Source organism: Stenotrophomonas sp. FR024 (assembly GCF_047500745.2).
In the GTDB taxonomy this organism is placed as follows: Bacteria; Pseudomonadota; Gammaproteobacteria; order Xanthomonadales; family Xanthomonadaceae; genus Stenotrophomonas; species Stenotrophomonas maltophilia_A.
The window spans coordinates 203,706-222,107 of the sequence record NZ_JAXAXM020000003.1 but is presented as its reverse complement, the minus strand read 5'-3'; the positions used below and the strand labels follow the sequence as shown (position 1 = coordinate 222,107).

17 protein-coding genes, 1 tRNA gene and 1 pseudogene are annotated in these 18,402 nt (G+C 60.5%); 1 reads left to right on the top strand and 18 read right to left on the bottom strand.

Annotated elements, in window-relative coordinates:
• Nucleotides 1–10: 10 nt before the first annotated feature.
• The 3 genes from ACMZ91_RS05080 to ACMZ91_RS05070 form a co-directional block, all read right to left on the bottom strand.
• On the bottom strand, nt 11–1,063 hold the full coding sequence (locus ACMZ91_RS05080) for a hypothetical protein (protein WP_157804494.1): 1,053 nt from the start codon (nt 1,061–1,063) through the stop codon (nt 11–13).
• A 245-nt stretch (nt 1,064–1,308) separates the two neighbouring features.
• Entirely contained in the window at nt 1,309–2,844 is a 1,536-nt protein-coding gene (locus ACMZ91_RS05075) for a DGQHR domain-containing protein (RefSeq protein ID WP_414576850.1), read from the bottom strand.
• An 844-nt stretch (nt 2,845–3,688) separates the two neighbouring features.
• Nucleotides 3,689–4,255 carry a hypothetical protein gene (locus ACMZ91_RS05070; protein WP_414576848.1) on the bottom strand — a complete coding sequence of 189 codons (567 nt, stop codon included), beginning with the start codon at nt 4,253–4,255 and terminating at the stop codon, nt 3,689–3,691.
• Between the two features lie 571 nt (nt 4,256–4,826).
• On the opposite strand from ACMZ91_RS05070, the gene ACMZ91_RS05065 reads away from it, so the two are divergent.
• Complete coding sequence (locus ACMZ91_RS05065) at nt 4,827–5,018, top strand: hypothetical protein (protein WP_139727760.1); 192 nt, start codon at nt 4,827–4,829, stop codon at nt 5,016–5,018.
• Here ACMZ91_RS05065 and ACMZ91_RS05060 read toward each other — a convergent pair.
• The 15 genes and pseudogenes from ACMZ91_RS05060 to yjjJ form a co-directional block, all read right to left on the bottom strand.
• A complete protein-coding gene (locus ACMZ91_RS05060; RefSeq protein ID WP_414576846.1) occupies nt 5,015–7,333 on the bottom strand; it encodes a hypothetical protein in 2,319 nt (772 codons plus the stop codon). The two genes, ACMZ91_RS05065 and ACMZ91_RS05060, sit on opposite strands and share 4 nt — an antisense overlap.
• A gap of 3 nt (nt 7,334–7,336) precedes the next feature.
• Nucleotides 7,337–8,761 carry a hypothetical protein gene (locus tag ACMZ91_RS05055; protein ID WP_414576844.1) on the bottom strand — a complete coding sequence of 475 codons (1,425 nt, stop codon included), beginning with the start codon at nt 8,759–8,761 and terminating at the stop codon, nt 7,337–7,339.
• Nucleotides 8,762–10,005: 1,244 nt separating this feature from the next.
• Complete coding sequence (locus ACMZ91_RS05050; protein WP_051007174.1) at nt 10,006–10,482, bottom strand: hypothetical protein; 477 nt, start codon at nt 10,480–10,482, stop codon at nt 10,006–10,008.
• Nucleotides 10,483–10,510: 28 nt separating this feature from the next.
• Nucleotides 10,511–11,044: an HNH endonuclease signature motif containing protein gene (locus tag ACMZ91_RS05045; RefSeq protein WP_414576842.1), complete on the bottom strand. Its 534-nt coding sequence runs from the start codon at nt 11,042–11,044 to the stop codon at nt 10,511–10,513.
• Nucleotides 11,034–11,729: pseudogene (locus ACMZ91_RS05040) on the bottom strand (phage antirepressor N-terminal domain-containing protein). Before ACMZ91_RS05040 ends, ACMZ91_RS05045 begins: the two are co-directional and overlap by 11 nt.
• Nucleotides 11,729–11,905, bottom strand: coding sequence for a helix-turn-helix transcriptional regulator (locus tag ACMZ91_RS05035; protein ID WP_414576899.1), 177 nt, complete (start codon nt 11,903–11,905; stop codon nt 11,729–11,731). Before ACMZ91_RS05035 ends, ACMZ91_RS05040 begins: the two are co-directional and overlap by 1 nt.
• 50 nt (nt 11,906–11,955) lie before the next feature.
• Nucleotides 11,956–12,210, bottom strand: a complete 255-nt coding sequence (locus tag ACMZ91_RS05030; protein ID WP_154264540.1) for a hypothetical protein — start codon at nt 12,208–12,210, stop codon at nt 11,956–11,958.
• Nucleotides 12,207–12,407 carry a helix-turn-helix transcriptional regulator gene (locus tag ACMZ91_RS05025; protein ID WP_019338908.1) on the bottom strand — a complete coding sequence of 67 codons (201 nt, stop codon included), beginning with the start codon at nt 12,405–12,407 and terminating at the stop codon, nt 12,207–12,209. Before ACMZ91_RS05025 ends, ACMZ91_RS05030 begins: the two co-directional genes overlap by 4 nt.
• A gap of 159 nt (nt 12,408–12,566) precedes the next feature.
• Nucleotides 12,567–13,478 carry a DUF6387 family protein gene (locus ACMZ91_RS05020; RefSeq protein WP_414576839.1) on the bottom strand — a complete coding sequence of 304 codons (912 nt, stop codon included), beginning with the start codon at nt 13,476–13,478 and terminating at the stop codon, nt 12,567–12,569.
• Between the two features lie 560 nt (nt 13,479–14,038).
• Nucleotides 14,039–14,725: a hypothetical protein gene (locus ACMZ91_RS05015; protein WP_414576837.1), complete on the bottom strand. Its 687-nt coding sequence runs from the start codon at nt 14,723–14,725 to the stop codon at nt 14,039–14,041.
• Nucleotides 14,725–14,955, bottom strand: a complete 231-nt coding sequence (locus ACMZ91_RS05010) for a hypothetical protein (protein WP_074899926.1) — start codon at nt 14,953–14,955, stop codon at nt 14,725–14,727. The genes ACMZ91_RS05015 and ACMZ91_RS05010 overlap by 1 nt, the downstream gene beginning before the upstream one ends.
• Nucleotides 14,948–15,157 (bottom strand): hypothetical protein, encoded by a 210-nt coding sequence (locus tag ACMZ91_RS05005; protein ID WP_414576835.1) that lies wholly within the window; start codon nt 15,155–15,157, stop codon nt 14,948–14,950. Before ACMZ91_RS05005 ends, ACMZ91_RS05010 begins: the two co-directional genes overlap by 8 nt.
• Nucleotides 15,158–15,280: 123 nt before the next feature.
• A complete protein-coding gene (locus ACMZ91_RS05000) occupies nt 15,281–16,495 on the bottom strand; it encodes a tyrosine-type recombinase/integrase (protein WP_414576834.1) in 1,215 nt (404 codons plus the stop codon).
• Nucleotides 16,496–16,671: 176 nt separating this feature from the next.
• A tRNA-Ile gene (locus tag ACMZ91_RS04995) sits at nt 16,672–16,747 on the bottom strand.
• Between the two features lie 124 nt (nt 16,748–16,871).
• A complete protein-coding gene (yjjJ, locus tag ACMZ91_RS04990) occupies nt 16,872–18,272 on the bottom strand; it encodes a type II toxin-antitoxin system HipA family toxin YjjJ (protein WP_414576832.1) in 1,401 nt (466 codons plus the stop codon).
• Nucleotides 18,273–18,402: the final 130 nt, after the last annotated feature.

Here is an 18,402-nt window from a genome sequence, read left to right as displayed (position 1 = left end):
TTTTTGTCAGCTAGAGCGGAAGACCCCACGCACAAACGCTTTCGACTTTGGAAAGACGCGCAGAGTATTCAGCCGCCTCACCCAGCCACAAGGTGCTTGGCAGCTCCGCACCTGCGGAGAAGTCGAGCTCGGCAATAGCATCCTCAAAGTCCACCACCAGATCTTGGACTTCAAATTCTCCAGCGGGAATCACGCCAATTGCGGACAACCAACACTTGATCCAACTCTTGCAGCTGCGCGCCGAGCTTTCATCATTACCAAGAGCGCGCGCCACGCTAAGAGACGCAATTCGGACCAAAAAAAGCGCTCGTGCAAGCACATTTACAACATCCTGCTGCGGCTCTGAGGCAGCGGCAAAGAGACGGTCGTCAGCACCAGGGTCTGACAAGCGTCTTAACAGAGCCGTCGCGTCCTGACCAGTCGCACCCGCCACCTTAGTAGCAATTTCCTCAAGCTGCTGCTCGCGAGAAATGATCTCGTCATCCGCTCCGCCAGATGCAATAGCGTCAGTGACGGCAAGGTCAACCAAGTATCTAACGAAGGCAGCATCGAACGCGATTGCGGAGTCATCACTGAGCAGCAGCCGCCAGATTGAGCGCACAATTGATACGTGGTCAGAAGTCAGAACAGGAATTGGGAACGGCGCTTTTGAATCATAGCTAGCGGCATTTCTCGCAGTTTTCTCCGTCGCGCCAACCGCGAGGTCAAAGCCCCAGCGTTCCAGCACCCCACCTGGACGCGGCGAGGGAACAATGTCAGAAAGGCTGACCAAGGGCATAAGCTTGATCTGGTCACCGATCAGATCCTCAGCCCGGCTGCCCTTAATCCACTCCCGCCAAAGCTCCCATACGAAGGTGTGCGTGCCAGCCGCTGAGAAATTATGCCTCGTGCCAGATGAGTCGAGGTAGAAATATGCCCCCTGCTGTACGAACACGCCTTCACCCGAGAACACTGCCATTGCCGCGCGTAGCTGGGCGTAATAGGCGAAATGAATTGCGTTGTATGGTGAATTGACGAGCAGAGCATTAACGGACGCGCCGAAGTACCGCCAAGCCTCTAGCATGTGCGACACGTGGGCACCGGCGAGCTGTACGGCATCCCCACCACCCGCAACAAGCGGCTGGTGCGCGTCCGCCCCAGGCGCAAGCGCAGGATATGCAAGCGCCAGCGAGGAGGGGGAGGCCGATGCACAGACTATAGAGGCGATACTCGGACTGGCCGAATGAGGATTGGGCGGCGAGGACCTGCGCGGCGCGCCAGCTCCCCGATTGCGTCCACCAGGGGCTCCACGGCTCCGCCGACCGGAACTCATTTCGACCTCCCTGTCATCTGCTGGACTGATGCGGCCGTCTCGCTAATCTCGCGGTTATCTGCCTTAGTCAGATGCTCAATGACGTTGCCGAACAGTGCAGTGTAGCCGCTACTACCACGATAAGATGCCTGCAGCGGCTTTTGATCACTCGTCAGACCCGGTCCAGTGGAGGTACGCCAATCAAACCCAGTCCAAGTCAATTCACGGGCGAGCGTTGCGCTGTACTGAGTGATTCGGGTGTGCTTCTTCAATGAATCCAGCGCATGGGACACACCATCATCGGTCATCAGCGACTCAACGTCGTCCAGCACCCAAGAGTCCAGCCCAATTTCGTCGTAACGCACTTGGAACATGGCATTGAACACGTGCAGGATCGCGCGAACGCCTTGGTCTGTACCTAGCAATGAGTGTGGACCGGCAAAGGCTGCATCCAATCCTTCCGGATTGGTCCGTTGTCGAGCTGCATCAGGTAGTAATGCATAAGCTTCTCGGCACGCAACAGCCCATTCATTCTGACTGCCTTTAGCTGCTGCAGCGACATCTGACCAGATATGAATCAAAAAGGCAGCTTGCTGGGACCTATTCCATCGCAATATGCGCTCGTCGCCCGCCTTGTCGACAGCACCAAAAAGTCCCCCGACCTTGTGATCGTTACCCCATCTTCTGATAAATGTCGCGATCAGTGATCGAATGAACGCAGCGTTTGAAACGTGCCCTTCCACGCGATTTCCGAGCAGCTCAATTCTGCCCTTCCACGGACTCTTCGCATGCCTCCAAAGTGCTTCTGTAAGCTCCTGGGCGCGGTGTTCTTGATAGATCTTTAGCCCCTCCCCTCGGTCCAGCCAAAGCTGATTCCGAAGCTCCGGATACAAGTCGAACGCGAGACTCGGATTGATCTTCTTGGGTTCGACGTTGATTACCCAGAAGAGGTAGGCTTGCCAAGATGTGGTCAAACCAGAGAAGAAGACGACGGGCACATCGTAGTCAGAAAGAAGACTATCAAGGCCATCGGCAGAAAAGACTCGATGCTGGCCGTCGATGATCTCAAGAGGCTCGATGTCCGTTGAAGCAACGCTCGGTAATTCGAGATGGTATAGGCCATCCGTTTCAACGACGTTGATCGCCGCGTTCCTAGCGAGCTCCACTGCCACGCCACCTCGATAGCGGACATCGCCAGGCTTCAAGATGTTGACCAAGATTGCCGTGGGCAGCCAGCCAGGGTGGATGAGATCCGGCGTGGTCAAGGGCACATCGCCCCGTGTGGATGACGCTGGATAGCCGTACTGGATATATCGAGCGATCTTGTCAGATCTATCTCGGTCATGCCCGCGCTGATAGCCTGCAGGCGCATCCTTCATGGCGCGTTCCTCCACTCGACGACGGCTCACGCCCGCCAGCTTGCGAAGTTCGGACAGCGACACAGAACCCATGAAGAAATGATCTTCAGGCTTAGGAAGGTGGTCGGTCCAATCGGCCTGGTCCCACGTATTCACCCACTGCCGAACCTTGAGAAGCGGAATCTTTGCCGTCATAGCGCCCCCTGCGCATCCTTGTCAGAACATGATGATAGCTGGTAAAGGGACGAAGAGAGAGACAGACAAGCCCCCGCTTCGTGGTCGTCACGCTGCCGCGTGGCAGTCTTGATCTGTACCACATGTGTCAATCGCCAAGCCGTAATCTAACCAACACACAGCAGTTCACAGAAGTAAGAATTCCGTAAGGGATTGAATTTATTAGCATCCATGCAATTCGAACTGCCCCTCTCCTTAGAACAGGGGGGGATCAGCTCTACCACGACATCTAGTCCTGTCTGTGCCAGCCATGTACCCAATCACCTCACCCGAACCGTCGCCATACCATCTGGCGCATTCAACGCCAAGCACCCTTTTATGACCTGACAAAACTCAGTTGATGGGGTCAGTTCGGTAGGCATAGTGACTGTCCACCATGAGCACCGCCGTGGGGCCTACAAAGGCGACTACCAGGCCGCAGGAACACGCCTCGCCGACCTCCCCGGGACACCCATCCTCATGGAGGAGGTAGTGCCGATCAATCCTACGGATGAGGTCCTTGGCCAGCCCAGCGCGCGTAATCAGGTCAACGTAGTCCAGCTCGCCCTCTGCTGGAAGGACTTGGGCGACGTCACATAGCAACATGGGACCGCTCCTTTAAGGGCTCCAGAAATGGACTGCTCACGATTCGACCCCTCTCAGGATCGCTGTCAGCAGACGCAAAGCCGGACGCTCCCCTCCTTTCCAGGCGTTCCTACTCGTCACCGCCTTCCCGGCCTCGGTCCTTGGTCCTGTCGAGTACTCCCACGGACGCCAAGTCCGGATTGCCTGCGCTTGGCGCTGTCGACGTTCGAGGGTCCAACCATTAGCCATTCGCTTTCTCCTCCAATAGTACGTTCTGCACGTTTTCTCTCCCGCGCGGCCGGGCCTGACCCGACCTTTCCGAGACTTGCCCCGGACTTTCCGGGCCGTTGTTTACCTGCTGGTGCCCATTGGCGATATTGGCCTGCTTCACGAAGGCCACCGTTCTGGGGTTCCGGATCTCCGCAAGGGACTCAAGGGTCGAGCGGCACTGGGACTGAGCCTTCAAGGCAAGCCGCATGTACGTCTCGGTGGCCCTGAGATGGCTACCCATGTTGAGAGCCGCTCGCCGACTCATCTCCAGAAACACCGCGTTGAGGGCTATAGCCTGACTGGTAAGGAGGGAGTCGGCCTGCTCGGTTCCTCCCCGCTTAGCTCGCTCCACGGCCTGTTGGGTAGCCCCAACCAGTTCGCCTATCTCCGAGCCCTTGGCGAATCCGGAATGCTGAGCAAACAGGAGGGCCAAGAACGCGTTGCTGTTGACCCCTTCAGCCAGTTGCTCTGCATGGAGCTCCTCGTCCGATTGGCCAGGGCGGCGGGTGATCTTCAGCTCGGCGATGCTTGGGTCCATCGGATACTTCCCCCTCAGTTGTCTGGTCCAGACTGCTGGAACTATGTGGACGCCGCTGGACGGTCCAACGCGCGCGTACTGGTCTCAAAATCGGTGGTAGTCGGCCTACGGCCCGCACCAGCCCCCTGGTGTACGATCCGCCCAAACAGGGGGAGGACTCATGGACAGACTGTTCCCGACCGCGCTCGCCTTTATGGCCCTCTTAACGATGTCCTGTGTCACCTTCGCCCAGACGTATGAGGGAAAGGAGGGAGTCCTGTATGCCTGCGTTCGAGATGGGTTACGGACGTACACTGCTACGCCCCTGCCCACTGATAGTGCATGCCGGACCATCAAGTACCGCTGGGTAGACAAGCGCTCTGTACAGCCTGATCCGCCTGGCACCTTTATGGGCTACAAGTGCTCCTCAGACTGCAGCGGGCACAGGGCGGGCTATGCTTGGGCCTCAGAGCAAGGCACATCCTCGGTGCAGAACTGTCGAGGGAGCTCCAAGTCGTTCGTGGAAGGTTGCATGGCCTATGTGACATCCGAGACCAAGCGCAACGGCGCCAAGACCAACTGAGGCATCGCTATGGACTGGAAGACCAACAACTACGATCCCCAGAAGAGCTGGGACGCCATGAAGAGCGAGGCTTTCAACCAGCGCTACCCAGAGGGGAAGGCTGGCGGCAGATCCATCGCCTTGGCCATCGTTGCCGTCCCCCTGGGTCTCGCTGCAGTCGCTGGGCTGGTGTACTCGGTTCTGACCTTCTTCGGCGGCTAACGGCCTCCGGCCGTCTCAGCCTTCAGACGCTGTGCCAGCTCCACCACCTCGTCGTCGTCCTCTTCCCTGCCAATCTGCAGCAGCGCATTGATCTGACCGGCAATGTCGCCGCTGTCCCGCTCGGTGTTCCGAGCAAGCCAGCGGACCGCCTTGGGGTTGGTCATCATTCTGGCGAGAAGGTTGTTGGCACCTGCCAGGGCTAGAGTCGACGCGACGGTGATTGCGGCCTGGCCCAGATTTCCCTGCAACGCATTCTGTCCAGCGATAAGTCCTGTGCCGCCAAGTGTCACGCCGAGGGCGGTCTGTTTGGCTGTGCCCGGCGGGTTAGCGAACACCTTGCTGCCGCTGCGAATGGAGTCGGCCATCCTAGCCAGCTTATTTACGTTCTGGACGTAGTCCGTCCCGAACCGCGCATTGCTGAATAGCTGTTTCTTAGCTTCGGGACTGATGTCCGCCCAGTTGCTCAAGAACGTCTCCATCGAGAAGGCATCGCCGGCAGCGTTCTGGTTGGCCTTGCTAGCACGTCCCATCCGCTGCAAGAAGGATGCACTGACGTCAGCGCGCACCTGTGCAGGGAGCGAGTCCATCACACGCTTCAGGGGAGTGGCGCCATTCCGCGCACCAGTGAACATGGCTTGGTAGGCAGCCTCCGGGCCCCCTTCCTTCTGGACGATCTTGCCGATAGCGTCCAAACGCTGCTCCCTGAGCCGGTAATAGTTGTTGGCTCTGGCAAACGCCTTCTTGGCCTCCGGCGTCGTGGCGGCAGCCTCCATATCTCGGGAGAGAGCCCCATACAGCTTTTTCCACTCAGCATGGGCCGCGTCACGGGTCAGGTACGTCGCCCCGACTTGCTTGCCAACCTTCGAGCGCAGTTCCTTAAGGGCCTGATAAGGCAGCGTCCCGTCTGCCATGTTGCCCAAGGTGGTGCTCAGGTTCTGCTCAATGTCAGCTCGGCTCGGCACCGGCTCCATCACAGTCATTCCCAACGACTGCCTGCGCGCATTCCTCTCCGCAGCCTCCTGAGCTTGTCGCTCTAAGTACTGTCTGTAGGCGGCCGCATTCTCACGCATCCCTGGGCGGCTGAGGACTGATGCACCACCGGTGGTATCGCTGACCAGCGCGCGCTCAATCTGCTTGAGAGCCGCCTGATCGAACAGGTGGGAAAGCTCGGGTGCTCCATTGATCGCAGCGTTGATTTCCTGGAGCGCGCCTCGGGCATTGGAGACGGGAACCATTTCACCGGCAGGGAGATGGCGATCCAGTTCGCTATACAACCGATCCGAAACCGACTGGGTTCGATCAACAAAGCCACCAGGCCCGTAGATTCCCTGTTGCACGTTCGTTCCGACCTGAGTTGGAGTCAGGTCCGCGCCACCGGCCGATATCCTGTTGGACAGGTCATCTGTGGCGTTACGTGCAGCGGCCGCCTGATCGGCCGCGCGCTGGGCAATCTGGCCCGAGCCACCCGGAGTATTGCCGAGGTAGGTTTCAAGGGCGCTAGCACTACGATTACCAGTGGCTTGCCCGACACTCGGCGAGGTGCCAGAAGCAGCGAAGTCGTCAATCATGCTCTGCACGCCCGAGGCGTCATTCCCCCTCGCCGCCCGGCGCGCGACACCAGCCGCCGCCGTTGGCACTGTGCCAGTGGCGCTGACACGACCAGCTGTGGCGAGACTGGCAAGTCCGCTCAAGGTGCCAGGTGCAAATCCACCGGCCAGACCGGCCAACAGCTGATTGCCTTGAGTGCCGCCCGCCTCTCGCGCAACAGAAGAGGCTCCTGAGCCAGTAGCAGCAGACACGGCCTGCAGGGCCGGCTGAGCAGATAGGAAGCTGGCAAGCTGGTTCGTGACCGGGGCCGCTGCGCTACGGCCTAGGTTTGCCAGCGCGTTGATTCCGCCGCCGATACCAAGGGTCAATCCGGTTCCGGTCAGCGCCTCGCCCACGTCGCCCAACACGCGGTCGCCAGAAGTCTGAGCCCTCGGAAGGCCGAGACGGTCAGCCAAAGCTGAGGCTTCCTCACGGTAGGGACGAGCCTCCTGCATTCCCACAGCGCGCGCGAGGGGATTGGCCACGTAGTTGTTGAAAGCATCGCCACCGACAGCGCCGAGCAAGCCGCCAGCACCCTGCAGAACCGACCTGGCGCCATAGGCAAGGTCGCGACTAGGGCCGTATCGCCATCCGTCCGGCGCAACTTGGCCGCGCTGACCGGTGGACGTCGCACCTGCAGTGGAGCCCGCAGGTTCCACCAGCTCACCAGAGAATCGTGGTTTGCTCTTAACCGGCGAATCTACCGGGATTCCATCGAAACGAGCCATTGCTTACCTCTTTCGGTAGGTTCGACCATCGTCCGGGTCGATGTAGAGAGAGCCGCTGGGAAGAGCCTTGAAGTCCGCATCCGTCTGAGGGCGCGCAGGGCCAACAGGCTGCTCGGGACCGCTACTGACGCTGCCAGTGACCCCGGAGAAATCAGCCATGCCCGTGCCGCGTACCGGGTCGTACCCATACTGGCGTGCGATCTCCTGGTACTTTCGGGTTGTCCCGGTGATCCGCCCTTCCGCATTGGTCGCGAGCTGAGCGGCTTGGTTGAGGAAGTCCTGGCGCTGCGTGGGATTCAACCGCTGGCCACTGATGGCCTTGTTGTAGGCATTGCGCACCTGATCTGGGACGCCTGCAGCGTTCTGCGCGTTGGCAAATTCCTGCTCGCGGACTACTGAGCCTGGATCCAGCATCTTCATGAACGCAAAGATCAGGCTCAGGTCGCCTGCTGCACTTGGCTGGCCGGCAGCCGCCTGGACGTTTCGATACATTGACAGGACGCCCTGATCCTCCTTGAGGTTCTGGGTCACCTCTTTGCGGAGGCTCTGCTCGCCCGTAGCAATGGCCTGCGGGGATGAGTTGTCGGCCGGACCTCCGGGGATGGGCGCCAACGCATTCCCCTGATAGACGTACCCTTGAGGCGCCTCACGCTGCTTGGGCGGGGTGTACCCCATCCTCCCGGCGGTGGCCACTTGCCTGTCAGGCAGAGTTACGTTGTCCAACGTTCCGCCAGCGGCGATATCCGCCTGTGCAGCGGCGAGCTCGTCCGGATTCAAATCCGACCCGAGACTGTAGCGGTTGCCTGCTGGGCCTACTCCAGTGGGCGACATCACCGGCTGCTGCCCCGAGCCAGGGAGATCGCTCAGCTTTCGCTCGCGAGGGTCCCAAATCATCTTCACGCTCCCGCCCATTCCATCAGGCATATCGACCATGTTGGCGTTGGCCGGCGCAAACGGCACTTCAGCCAACACCTTGCCCGTTGCATCGAAGCGCTTGGATCCCGGCGAAAGGGTGAACTGCTCGCCCTGGGCTGTTGGTTGACCAGCAGCGACAGCCAGTACCTGATCGACAATCGGCATGACCGAGGCGGCGTCGAATTCGTCCGGGATCTCAGCGCCAAAATTTCGCTTCAAGTACGGAACGGCGCTGCGGTAGATACCAGCTTGCATCTGCGGATTGCCAGCGAACTTGGTGAGCGACTTCGCCAAGCCAACGAGCTTGTTTTGCTGTCGATCTCCTTCGGCCTGATAGGACTGCGCGGTCTTCGGATCAAGGGCAAACGCCCGATCGGTAGCGGGCAAATCTCCCGCGATGACCTTGGGTGCCAGCTGCTGCAACTCTGCCAGCATGTTGCGCTGCGTGACTGCCTTTTGGCGCTCAAGACCGTTCTGCATGCCTTGAGCAAAAGATTCATAGAAGGTGGCCATTAGATTCGGGAGCTCCGTCTGTAGTCGCTTGGCTGCGAGTGGGAAGGGGCGCCTGGCGCGCCTTCATCGGCAAAAAAAGAAGGCGGCAGCTCTCGGGGGCTGCCGCCTGGACCCGCCCTTGGGGGGACATGGGGTCCTACTAGATAGGTCGGGATTTGGGTGTTTCTGGCTCCCGCGTCCACTGGCGTCCACATGGGTCTACTACTCGCAGGAAGCACCCATTGCGGCGGCAACTCTCCGGCTGGCGCGGCCCAGCCATTCAAGCAGGCGCCTCTCAGCCGACTGCACCTCGACACGAAACCGCTGCTCTTGGCGGGCTTGGCCCTTGGCCGACTCCCGATAAGACTGCTGCTGGCGGCCGGCCAGCAATCTCCGGACCGCTTCCAGCGAAGCCCAGTCTGGGTGTCCGCACGCAGTCATGTGCCGACAGACCAACGGCCAGCTTCTCTCGTCACCGATGGCGTACAGCATCAGCCATGCGCCAAGTGGACCGTCCAGCTGGGCATCCGCCAGAGCGTGCAGCACCAGCCTGCTCGGCCCCCCGACAGGCGCGGCCGTAAGCGATCCCTGTGTCTTCCAGCTCCGTAGCTGGCGAGTACGATCAGTCGCGGTCGGCGCGCGCATCACCGCCATCTGGTCAAAATCCAGCACTGCTTGGCGATCCTTCGGGCTAAACCTATCCAGCGCCTGCTTACGGGCCGCGGCCTGCGTTGGTAGGTACTTGGATGCGGCCTGCTCAATCGAGTGCACCCGATGGATAGGCAGGTACGCACCGTCATCCGGGCAGCACTCCTCGCTGGGGCTCCGCCTCGTCGCATGCCGGATTGCGGGCCGTGTTGGCGCCCCGAAGCCAAACGCACGAGCGACGCTCCTCACAACCAAATCGACTGCCTCGTTCTCCAGCAGCACCATCTCCAAGTACCGCTCATGTTCTTGAGATGCCATGGTCGGCCTCCCAGCGCGACCCGTCCGCCAGACGGACTACTCCGCCTCGCGAACCGGTTCGCGCTTCTCCTTGGAGGCGTCCAGAAACGACCGCCGTGGCTTGAAGCCCTAAAGCCAATGCTTTGAAGCAGGAAGAGCACGCTCCGCTTGGTATATATCTAGAAGGGTGTACACATAGCGACCTCGAATGGGTGTGGATAACCGCCTGACTGGCCTGCATTGCGACCTCGTAGGTCTCTATGCGGGCCAACTCATAGCGGGATTGGCCTGCATAGCGACCTAGTTGGCCTACATAGCGACTACCCATTTCGATTCCTCCACAGGTTCAGTGGAGTTACGGTCGGTGGCTCAAGGTGCTTTTCGGACTCATCGACGGCGTAATAGGTCAGCGCATACAGGCTGCACATGTTCTTGCCACCTTTGCGCGTCTCGATGATCCAGCCTGCGGCGAGGAGCTCAAGCTTGGCGCCGTGCACGGTCGCCTTGCTCCTCCAACCACGGGTCGAGAGCATCGACCAGGGGATGCTCAAATCGCCGTTTTTGCCAGGCCTGTACTGCCGGGCCAGTTCCAGCAGCAGCTTTACGGCGTTACCAGATAGCTGGCCGAACTCCGGCGAGTCGGAAATCCTGTGCTCAAGCATCAGGAACGGCGCGCCCTTCGACCGCCCTACGAGCTTCTGGCGCCGCCTGTCAGTGTTCTTCTTGGGTTGCGCCTGGCCATAGCTTGCGCCGCCCTCTGGAGACCGCTGGGCGCGGTCTTGGCTTGTACTGTGCATGTGCCCCCCAAGGGCAAGGAACACGGCCTCAGCCGCGCTTAGGACGTTTGGCTCTACAGGTCGTCCCTGCCACCACGTGACGCCAAGTCTTCTTCTTGCGGATGCACCTGATAGTTGAACTATTCACGCCGTAGCGGCGCGCCCAAACCTTGGTTGGAACGATTCCCACCGTGCGCAGGACAGCTTCCACCTCTGCAACGCTGAGCTTGCACTGGGAGGAGGGGCTGCCGAACTTGGCTATGTTCCGTGCGCGTTGAAGTCGGCGATTCTCCGAACCAGTCACCAATTGCAGGTTGTCCAGCCTGTTGTTCGACGCATCACCGTCGAGGTGGTCCACCTCCATCCTCTTGGGTACAGGACCGTGGACGGCCTCCCACACGAGCCTGTGGGCATACCAGGTTGTGCAGGAACCACCTGCCCGGCGGTGAATGACCCTGATGTACCCGTCACGGTATCTCCGGCCTACTGTCCGCCCGCAGGCGCTCCATAGCTCCCCAGTACTCGGCGAGACGAGGAGACCGCTGGCGCAATGCAATAGCCTGTCAGTCGCGCTAGGAAGCATTTGAGGCCTCCCAAACGATCTGCTGAGAGCTGCACCAAATGGCTGCATGCTGCTCAAGGAGAGGCTTGCGCTCACGATATGGCCTGCCCTGCCCGATCCACACCGCGTTCTGCATCCTGAGCTCTTGCTGCAGCTTGAGCTGGTCTGTGGAAAGCGAGTCCTCACAGACGCCGCCAAAGACCCCAGTGATGCAGTGATTCACGAGTCGATGCTCGGTGGCGTAGTCGTAACCCTTCGGGTCCCGGCCCAGCCCAACTAGCGTGTCGTGCAGGATCCGGCACATCACGGTGCCTGCAACGCGCTTTGCCATTGCCGCATCCTGCCTAGTGCCATTCGAGAGGAATGCCGCCGCGAGAACGTCGGCCGCCTGCTCCTGGAACAGAATCACTCGCTCCCTGATGGCAGCCTTCACCTTGTTAGGGTTCACTGTGGCCAGCCAGAACGGGAGCCTAGACAAGGGCAACGCCTACATCTGGCGACCTTTGCCATCACCGGCAACCATCCCCCTTAAGGCAGACAGTTGCCGGGCCAACACGGGGTGAGATTTCAGCTTCTCGAGCTGCTTGGACCAATCCAGCCCCATGCCTTCCACGATGGGCCGCATGGCCACAAAGGGTTGTCCCTGATGGAGACGGCCGATGAGTTCGGCACCGTGGAAATCGACGTGCACGATTCCAGTGGCCATTAGGCTGCCCTCCCCTCTTCACAACGGGAGTCGATCCAGCACCGCACCGCCTCCGAGTCCCAGGCAGACAAGCGGGCAGCCACTCGAATCGGGCGGGGAAACCGGCCTTCCTTCACCATCTTGTAGATGAGAGAGCGGGACATGCCGCAAGCGGCGATCACCTCTGGCAGGCGCATTAGGGTTCGGCCCTGAGCGGCCACGCGCCCAAGCCGGATAGCATCGGAGGTCATACCGAGGTCTCCTTGTGCTGAGCCCACGCCCGGCGAGCCGTGTCCGGCACCCGGTACTCGGTGAGGGAGTAAGCGCCGTAGCTGTCACGCCTCCGAACGCTGACAGCGAGAAGGAGCCCGCGCTCGATCAAGCCCCAGGCATCCTTACGGCCGGGCTTGGTCTCGGCATGGGGGTGATCTGCGGTCCAGCCACCGAGGTCCAGCAGACGTCGCTGATCTGGGCTCAGATCGGAGAAATCGAATCCGCTCATCGCACGGCCTCCAGTCTGGAGGACAGCACTCGCTGGAGATCGACCTCAGGGATCAGGGATCGAGTTCCAATTTTGACCGAGCGGATCTCGCCCGCTTTGATCAACTCGTAGAGGGTCGTCCGGCTGACGCTGAGCCGGCGGCACGCGTCGGGGATTCGGTGAAGCAGGGGGTCGAGCGCGTTCGTGGAAATGACCATTGTCCGTACCTGTTAGATGGGTACGAACCGGCGTCCGCACCCGCCCGGCTGTGTCCGGGCGGATGTAAAACTATGCACATAGCGCTTGCACTAGAAGGGCCAAATAAGGCCCTCATTCTTGTCCGGGTCATCGATGATTACCGAAATTTCCGGAAAAACTCAGTAGCTAAAATCTTCCGCCTTTTCGTCTTCCCGGGCCGCCTGCGCAGCAAGAGCATCAATTGTCTCCAGCGACGCCCAAGCCTTGGCGTTTGGCAGGAAAGTCTTGCGGACGTCATCTACTTCCACTCGTCTCATCGGTGGGAACGCCGCTTCACAAAGGTCCCCGTAGGTGATCCTCGCACCGGTGAGTTCCTTCCACTTGTTCAGCACGAGCAGCGGGACGTACGCGTTGCGCACCCACCTTTTGAAATCAGTGTCCGTAAATGACTTCTTCGCAGCCTGATGCCCCTGAAGAGCGCGCATCGCCTGAAGCCACCGGTCGAAGTCCTTTCGGAGTATTTCGTCAGGAGCTCGCATGTTGACAGAGAGCGTTCTACGCCTGGGCAGCCCGACCCCAGAACCTGAAGCTTCCCTTGAATCTCGCAACGAAACGAAGAAAGGCGTGTTGGCAAATTCATCTAGAGATTCCATTGCCTTAAGTGCTTTCCTCGCTTCTTTGAATTCCCTCTTTGATTCAAGCTCAACCGCCGTCCTAATGCCGGCCAACAATTCAGGGCCATTCCTGATGTGTTCGAGCGTTGCACCCATATGCGCAACTGTCCAGTTGCTCAATGACTGTACGCTGCCAAAGTTAAAGGCATCCTTGTCGACGGCATAGTCCTGCTTCTTCCAATCGGCCCATCCCATGCCCTCGTCCTCTTGGAAGCTTATGAAGGTCGCCTCAAGCTCCCCCAGACTAACCCCGGCGTCTTCATCGTCAATTCGATAGAACTCTGGAGTTTCATCAAGCAGCTGGCGAAGTCCACTGACTACCGTGAGCCAGCCATTGGCGTCCAAACCAGACAAGCGGTCGTATGCATCAAGATTGAACCAGTCGGGAATTCGACTGGCGGGTTTGGGACGGGCCATGTAGTTGTTCCTCAATTCAAGCTGCCTCTTACTGAGGCCTTGCGTCCAGGGATGACAATTCGAAAGCAGGATGGTCGGACCTATCAGGGATCAGACATTGCACTGGAACCATGCGTCTACCGGCGTACTCCTCAACGGTGACCGATGCCAAGTCGCTGAGAGCACCCTCCAATTGCTCCATGGTGTAGTCAGCCCCCCTCTTGGATTCAAGGCCTCGCATCAGAACCTCCCTCAGCGGTGATCCAGACCCAAAGAATCCATCGACAACGCCTCGCTGAGCGCTGTCCAGACTCCCCCCGTAGGCCTCAACTGCCGAGCAGACAATATCGGCCAGGTGGGCACTCTTGCTAGTGCGTGGGTCTGCTGCAGCCTCCTGGAGAGCTTGGAGGAACGCGATGCAACAGACCCGCCCCACCTCCCGGCCCATCAGATGCCCACGGGCTTCCGGCATCCGCCAGTAGTCCCCAACCTTGGCATGGCTCTGGCGGTAGAAGGGCAAGCGGTGGATGGGGTTTGCACGGGTCCGATTGAATCGGACCGGCCGCCTGAACCTACTTGCATTACTGGCCATGGTTGCCCTCCTGGCTATCTGTGAAGCGCTTCATGACGGTGGCAACGTCCTTCTCCCATTGGTGCATCCATGCCTTTGCCCTTCGCCGCGCGGTCGAAACTGAAATAGGGCGTCCGGCCTGTGCAGCCTCCTGCAGCATCCGTCCTGAGATACGCGTCAAGTTGTCCAGATCAGCTTGGCGGTCTTTGGCAGCCAAGGCTATGTCCCTCGCCTTCTGCTGGTGGCGCAATCGACTTTCAGCCCTCTTAGCCGCTGCTTCCGTGGCTAGTCTGTCTCTCTCCAGGACAGACTTAGGAAACGCGAGTGGGAGCATCCGGTCCGTATCCGAGATAGCGGTCGCGTACCAATGCACGCCGTGTCGGTAGTGATAAAGCGGTTCCTTGAAGAGGTCTGGCCATCCGAGCTCAAACGGTTCTTCATCCAGCGGATGCCAACCTAGCTCCCTGCCACGCGTGAGGAGCCTGGCTGCAGAAACGGACTCAACAATCACTTCACCGCGCTCGCCGTGATAGCAAAGCCGGAACTTGTGGTCGATTCGAGCAGCAAGCCAGTCTATGCTGCAGAGCTGATGTCCGATCAAAGTTCGGATCGGCACGCCAGCTTCGAGCAGCGCCTCAATACGGACTTCGAGTACATCCTTTTCCTGCCTTGCCTTCGCTACAGTCGAGCTGAGCATTACAGCACCTCCTGCATCGCGTTTCCTGCAGTGGAAGCCCGCTCGCGGATCATACTGATGGCAGCAGCTATCGGAGCCGGGAAATCTGCCTCGAACATCGATTGCTCGTTGAAGAGCAGTTGGCAGATTCCCTCAATGTCACCCATGGCAAGGCTTGCTGAGTTCAGTGCCTGGAAAAGGGCATCTTCCCTGCTCAGGGCCGTCGACTCGCCTTGATTGCGCTTAGCCATTGGCGCGCTCCCAAAATTCGAGGGCCAACGCGGTGGCAAAAAGTGCGAGGCAGACCCGGTAGGTATTGAGGTCATCGTTGGCGCTAAGCCAACTGTGGCAAGCGCGGACGATCCTGCTGCTGGCCAGTACGTCCGAAAGTGCGGGCCGGATTTCGGCCGAGCGCGCCCGTTCAGGCGCAACAGGTACAATGCTGCAATCCATGATCGACTCTCCAATAGTCGGTTGTGGTAGGCCGAGCTAGGGGTTCCCGCCCCTTTCTCGGCCGCTTTGTTTATGCGGCTGTGCTTCTTTGTTCGGCCCTCCTCAAAGGCCTATCTCCGGTGATTAGGCGCGCTTGGCTTTGAACACCAGCACGTTCGGTTCTGTAACGCGCAGCTGGTCGAGATAGTCAGACCAGGCCTGCATCATCTTCCGGCGTTCCGGCAGGTGGGTTGCCCGGTTGTAGGCCCGCCCAAGCGGATCCTTTACAGCATGCGCCAGCTGGTGCTCGATGTAGTCCGGGCGATAGCCAAGCACTTCGTCCAGCACGGTTCTTGCCATCGCTCGGAAGCCATGGCCAACCATCGTATCTGAGTCGAAGCCAAGGTTTCGGAGCGCCGCGTTCATCGTGTTCTCGCTCATTGGCTTCAGCGAGCTGCGGACGCCAGGGAAGACAAATTCGCTCCGCTTCGTGTACGGGTACAGCTCCCGGAGAACCTCGACAGCCTGGTCGGACAGAGGGACGATGTGCGGCGTTTTGGTCTTGCTGGTGACGTAGCGCCACTCTGCAGCATCAAGGTCGATGTCAGCCCACTTCGCCTGCCTAAGCTCCCCAGGGCGAACAAACACCATTGGGGCCAGCTTTAGAGCGGCTTGCGTGACCAGTGCCCCCTGGTAGCCCCACAGCGCGCGCAGGAGGCCTCCTATAACGGCAGGATCAGTCACGCTGGCAAAGTGCTTGGTCTGAGGCTGTTCAAGCGCCCCTGTGAGGTCCTGAGCGGGATTTTTGTCAGCACGCCCCGTCGCGATGGCGTAGCGGAAGACCCGCCCAGCATGTGCCCGGGCGCGATGCGCGGTTTCTACAACACCGCGCTGTTCCAACTTCCGCAGCGCAGCCAGCAGTACGGGGGCGGTGATGTCCCCAATGGGCAAATCCGCCAGTCCAGCCAGATCCTTCTCGATCAGCCGACGCTCACGCACAACCGATCCAGGGGAAAGGCCCTCCTTCGTTCGCTTGGCGAGCAACTCCAAGCCGATGGCTCCGAAGGTGTTCGCAGCCCGTTCTCCTTGGACTGCCTTTTCAACCCTGGCCACTTGAGCGGGATTAGCCCCGCCGCGCAGGAGCGAGCGCAGACGGTCGCGTTCGACGCGGGCAGCCTGCAGCGACATCGACGGGTACTCGTCGAGCGTAACGATGCTGGCCTTTCCCAGATAGCGGTAGCGGTAGCGCCACACTTTGGCTCCCGAGGGGCGCACTTCAATGCACAAGCCGTTGGCATCAGCCACACGGAAGGGACTGGCCTTCGGCTTGAGCGAGCGCAACTTGGTGTCGGTCAGCATGTGAGTCGAGCGCCTGTGAGTCGTTTAGGGGCGTCTAGCCCGCTGACACACAGCCTGACTCACTTTTTTTGTGGATGCAAGTGGATGCCGCTGGACGGCGCTGGATGCCTCGCAGGGCTTAAATCAAGCAACTCAAGGGTTTTGCGGACGTCTCTGGACTTCGCTGGACGTCAATGTGGTGGGCCCACCAGGATTCGAACCTGGAACCAAGGGATTATGAGTCCCCTGCTCTAACCGTTGAGCTATAGGCCCTGCGCAGCTTTACAGTGTAGTGGAGCCTGCGCTCAACCGGCTACCCGCCGGCGCCAAGACACACTGAAAAACCCTCAGCCATCGCTGCGCAACGCCACGCGCCCAGGCTTGCGCAACAGCTGGCTCACCCAAACCGCGCGCCCATCTCCCGCACCCGCTCGGCGTTCGCCCCCGCCAACGACCGCATTGCCGGCGACTGGATCCGCCCGTCAACAGCCACGCACTGCCAGAATGCTTCAGCCACCGGTGCCGCCCAGCGCAGATGCTGCAGATCACCACTGCCCAGCGGCGCGACCGGCGACAGCGGCTCGTCCGCGCGCAACACGCCCAGCTTTGACGGCGCCAGCGACATCGGCAGCATGTCGTAGACCGGCGCCAGCGGCAGCGGGCCGCGATCAATGAAGTGGAAGGCGATGTTGCCGTGGTGCATGTCGCTGTTGCCGATCAGCCGCCCGAACGCATGGCGTCGGCCCATCGCCTGCACGGTGTCGGCCGTCAGCCAGCCTTGATCACGCAGTTCGGCGCCTGCAACCGGCCACGCTGGGGTGACCTCGCCGGTGAACGCAGACGATAGCGACAGCAGCGAGACCTGGCCTCGCCGCCCCAGCAGATCGGGCGTGCGGTCGAAGCGCTCGATTTCCAGGAAGGTGTGCGTGGGCGACTGCAGCAGTTCGCTGGACGCCGCGGCTTGTCCGGACTCGCGCAGGGCCTCAAGCGCCAGATGTTCGCAGACCAGCAGATCGCTCCAGCGCTGGGCGGCGGCGCCTTCATCGGGCTGCGCGAACTTGACCAGGACCGAGCGGCGCCTGCCGTAGGCCTCTACGGTGGCGGTGAACTTGGGTTGCTCGCCACCCGGCGAGGAGCCCACGTCCTCTCCGTCCAGCGCAGCACGCGCACGCTCGCGATACTGTGCAAGACGATCGTCGGCCGCAACCCGATCGATCGGCACCTGCAACGTCTCCATCGCCGCCTCCACGGCGGCGGTACCGAGCAGCAGATCGCCCGCTTCAGTCCCGCCAGCGGTTACCAGGGCCATCAACACATCGTCCGGTTGCCAGCTCTTGAGGTCCTTCGGCAGGCCGAGCGCCTGCGCACGGCCATGGGCGAAGCTGCGACCAAGAAATCCCTGCGGTCGCAGGTCATCCAGGTACCACGGCAAGTCAGGAAAGAAGGCGGCAACGTCACCTTCGGGCGCGCGTCGCAGGTTCGGGCAGTCAGGCCCGGCATCGACGTGGAAGCCGCCTCCTACCAGCGCAATTACCCGCCCCAGCTCCTCCAGCGTCGCATCTTCGCGCAGCCGGTACAGCGGCCATTCGCTGCCGGCCCGGGTGGGCCGCCGCAGTGCATAGGCGGTTGCCCGGGTGCTGCCCATGCGCACCACCTGCGGGCCACTGGCGGCCACCAGCCGGCTGAGCGCCATCCGGTCCACCCCCAGACGCTCGGCCAGCGCCGCGGCAGGTAGCGGCTGGCCGGGGGCCAGCTGAGCGATCAGATCCAGTACCTGTGGGCGTTGAGCGCGTGGCATGTGCATTACGTAATACGAAATTTGTTACGTAATTAGCATCAAAAAAGCGGGACTGCAAGCGCGGCCGTGCACCTATGAGCTTGAAAATAATGGGCATCTTCACGAAGAGCCAGCTTCGACGCGGGTCTTC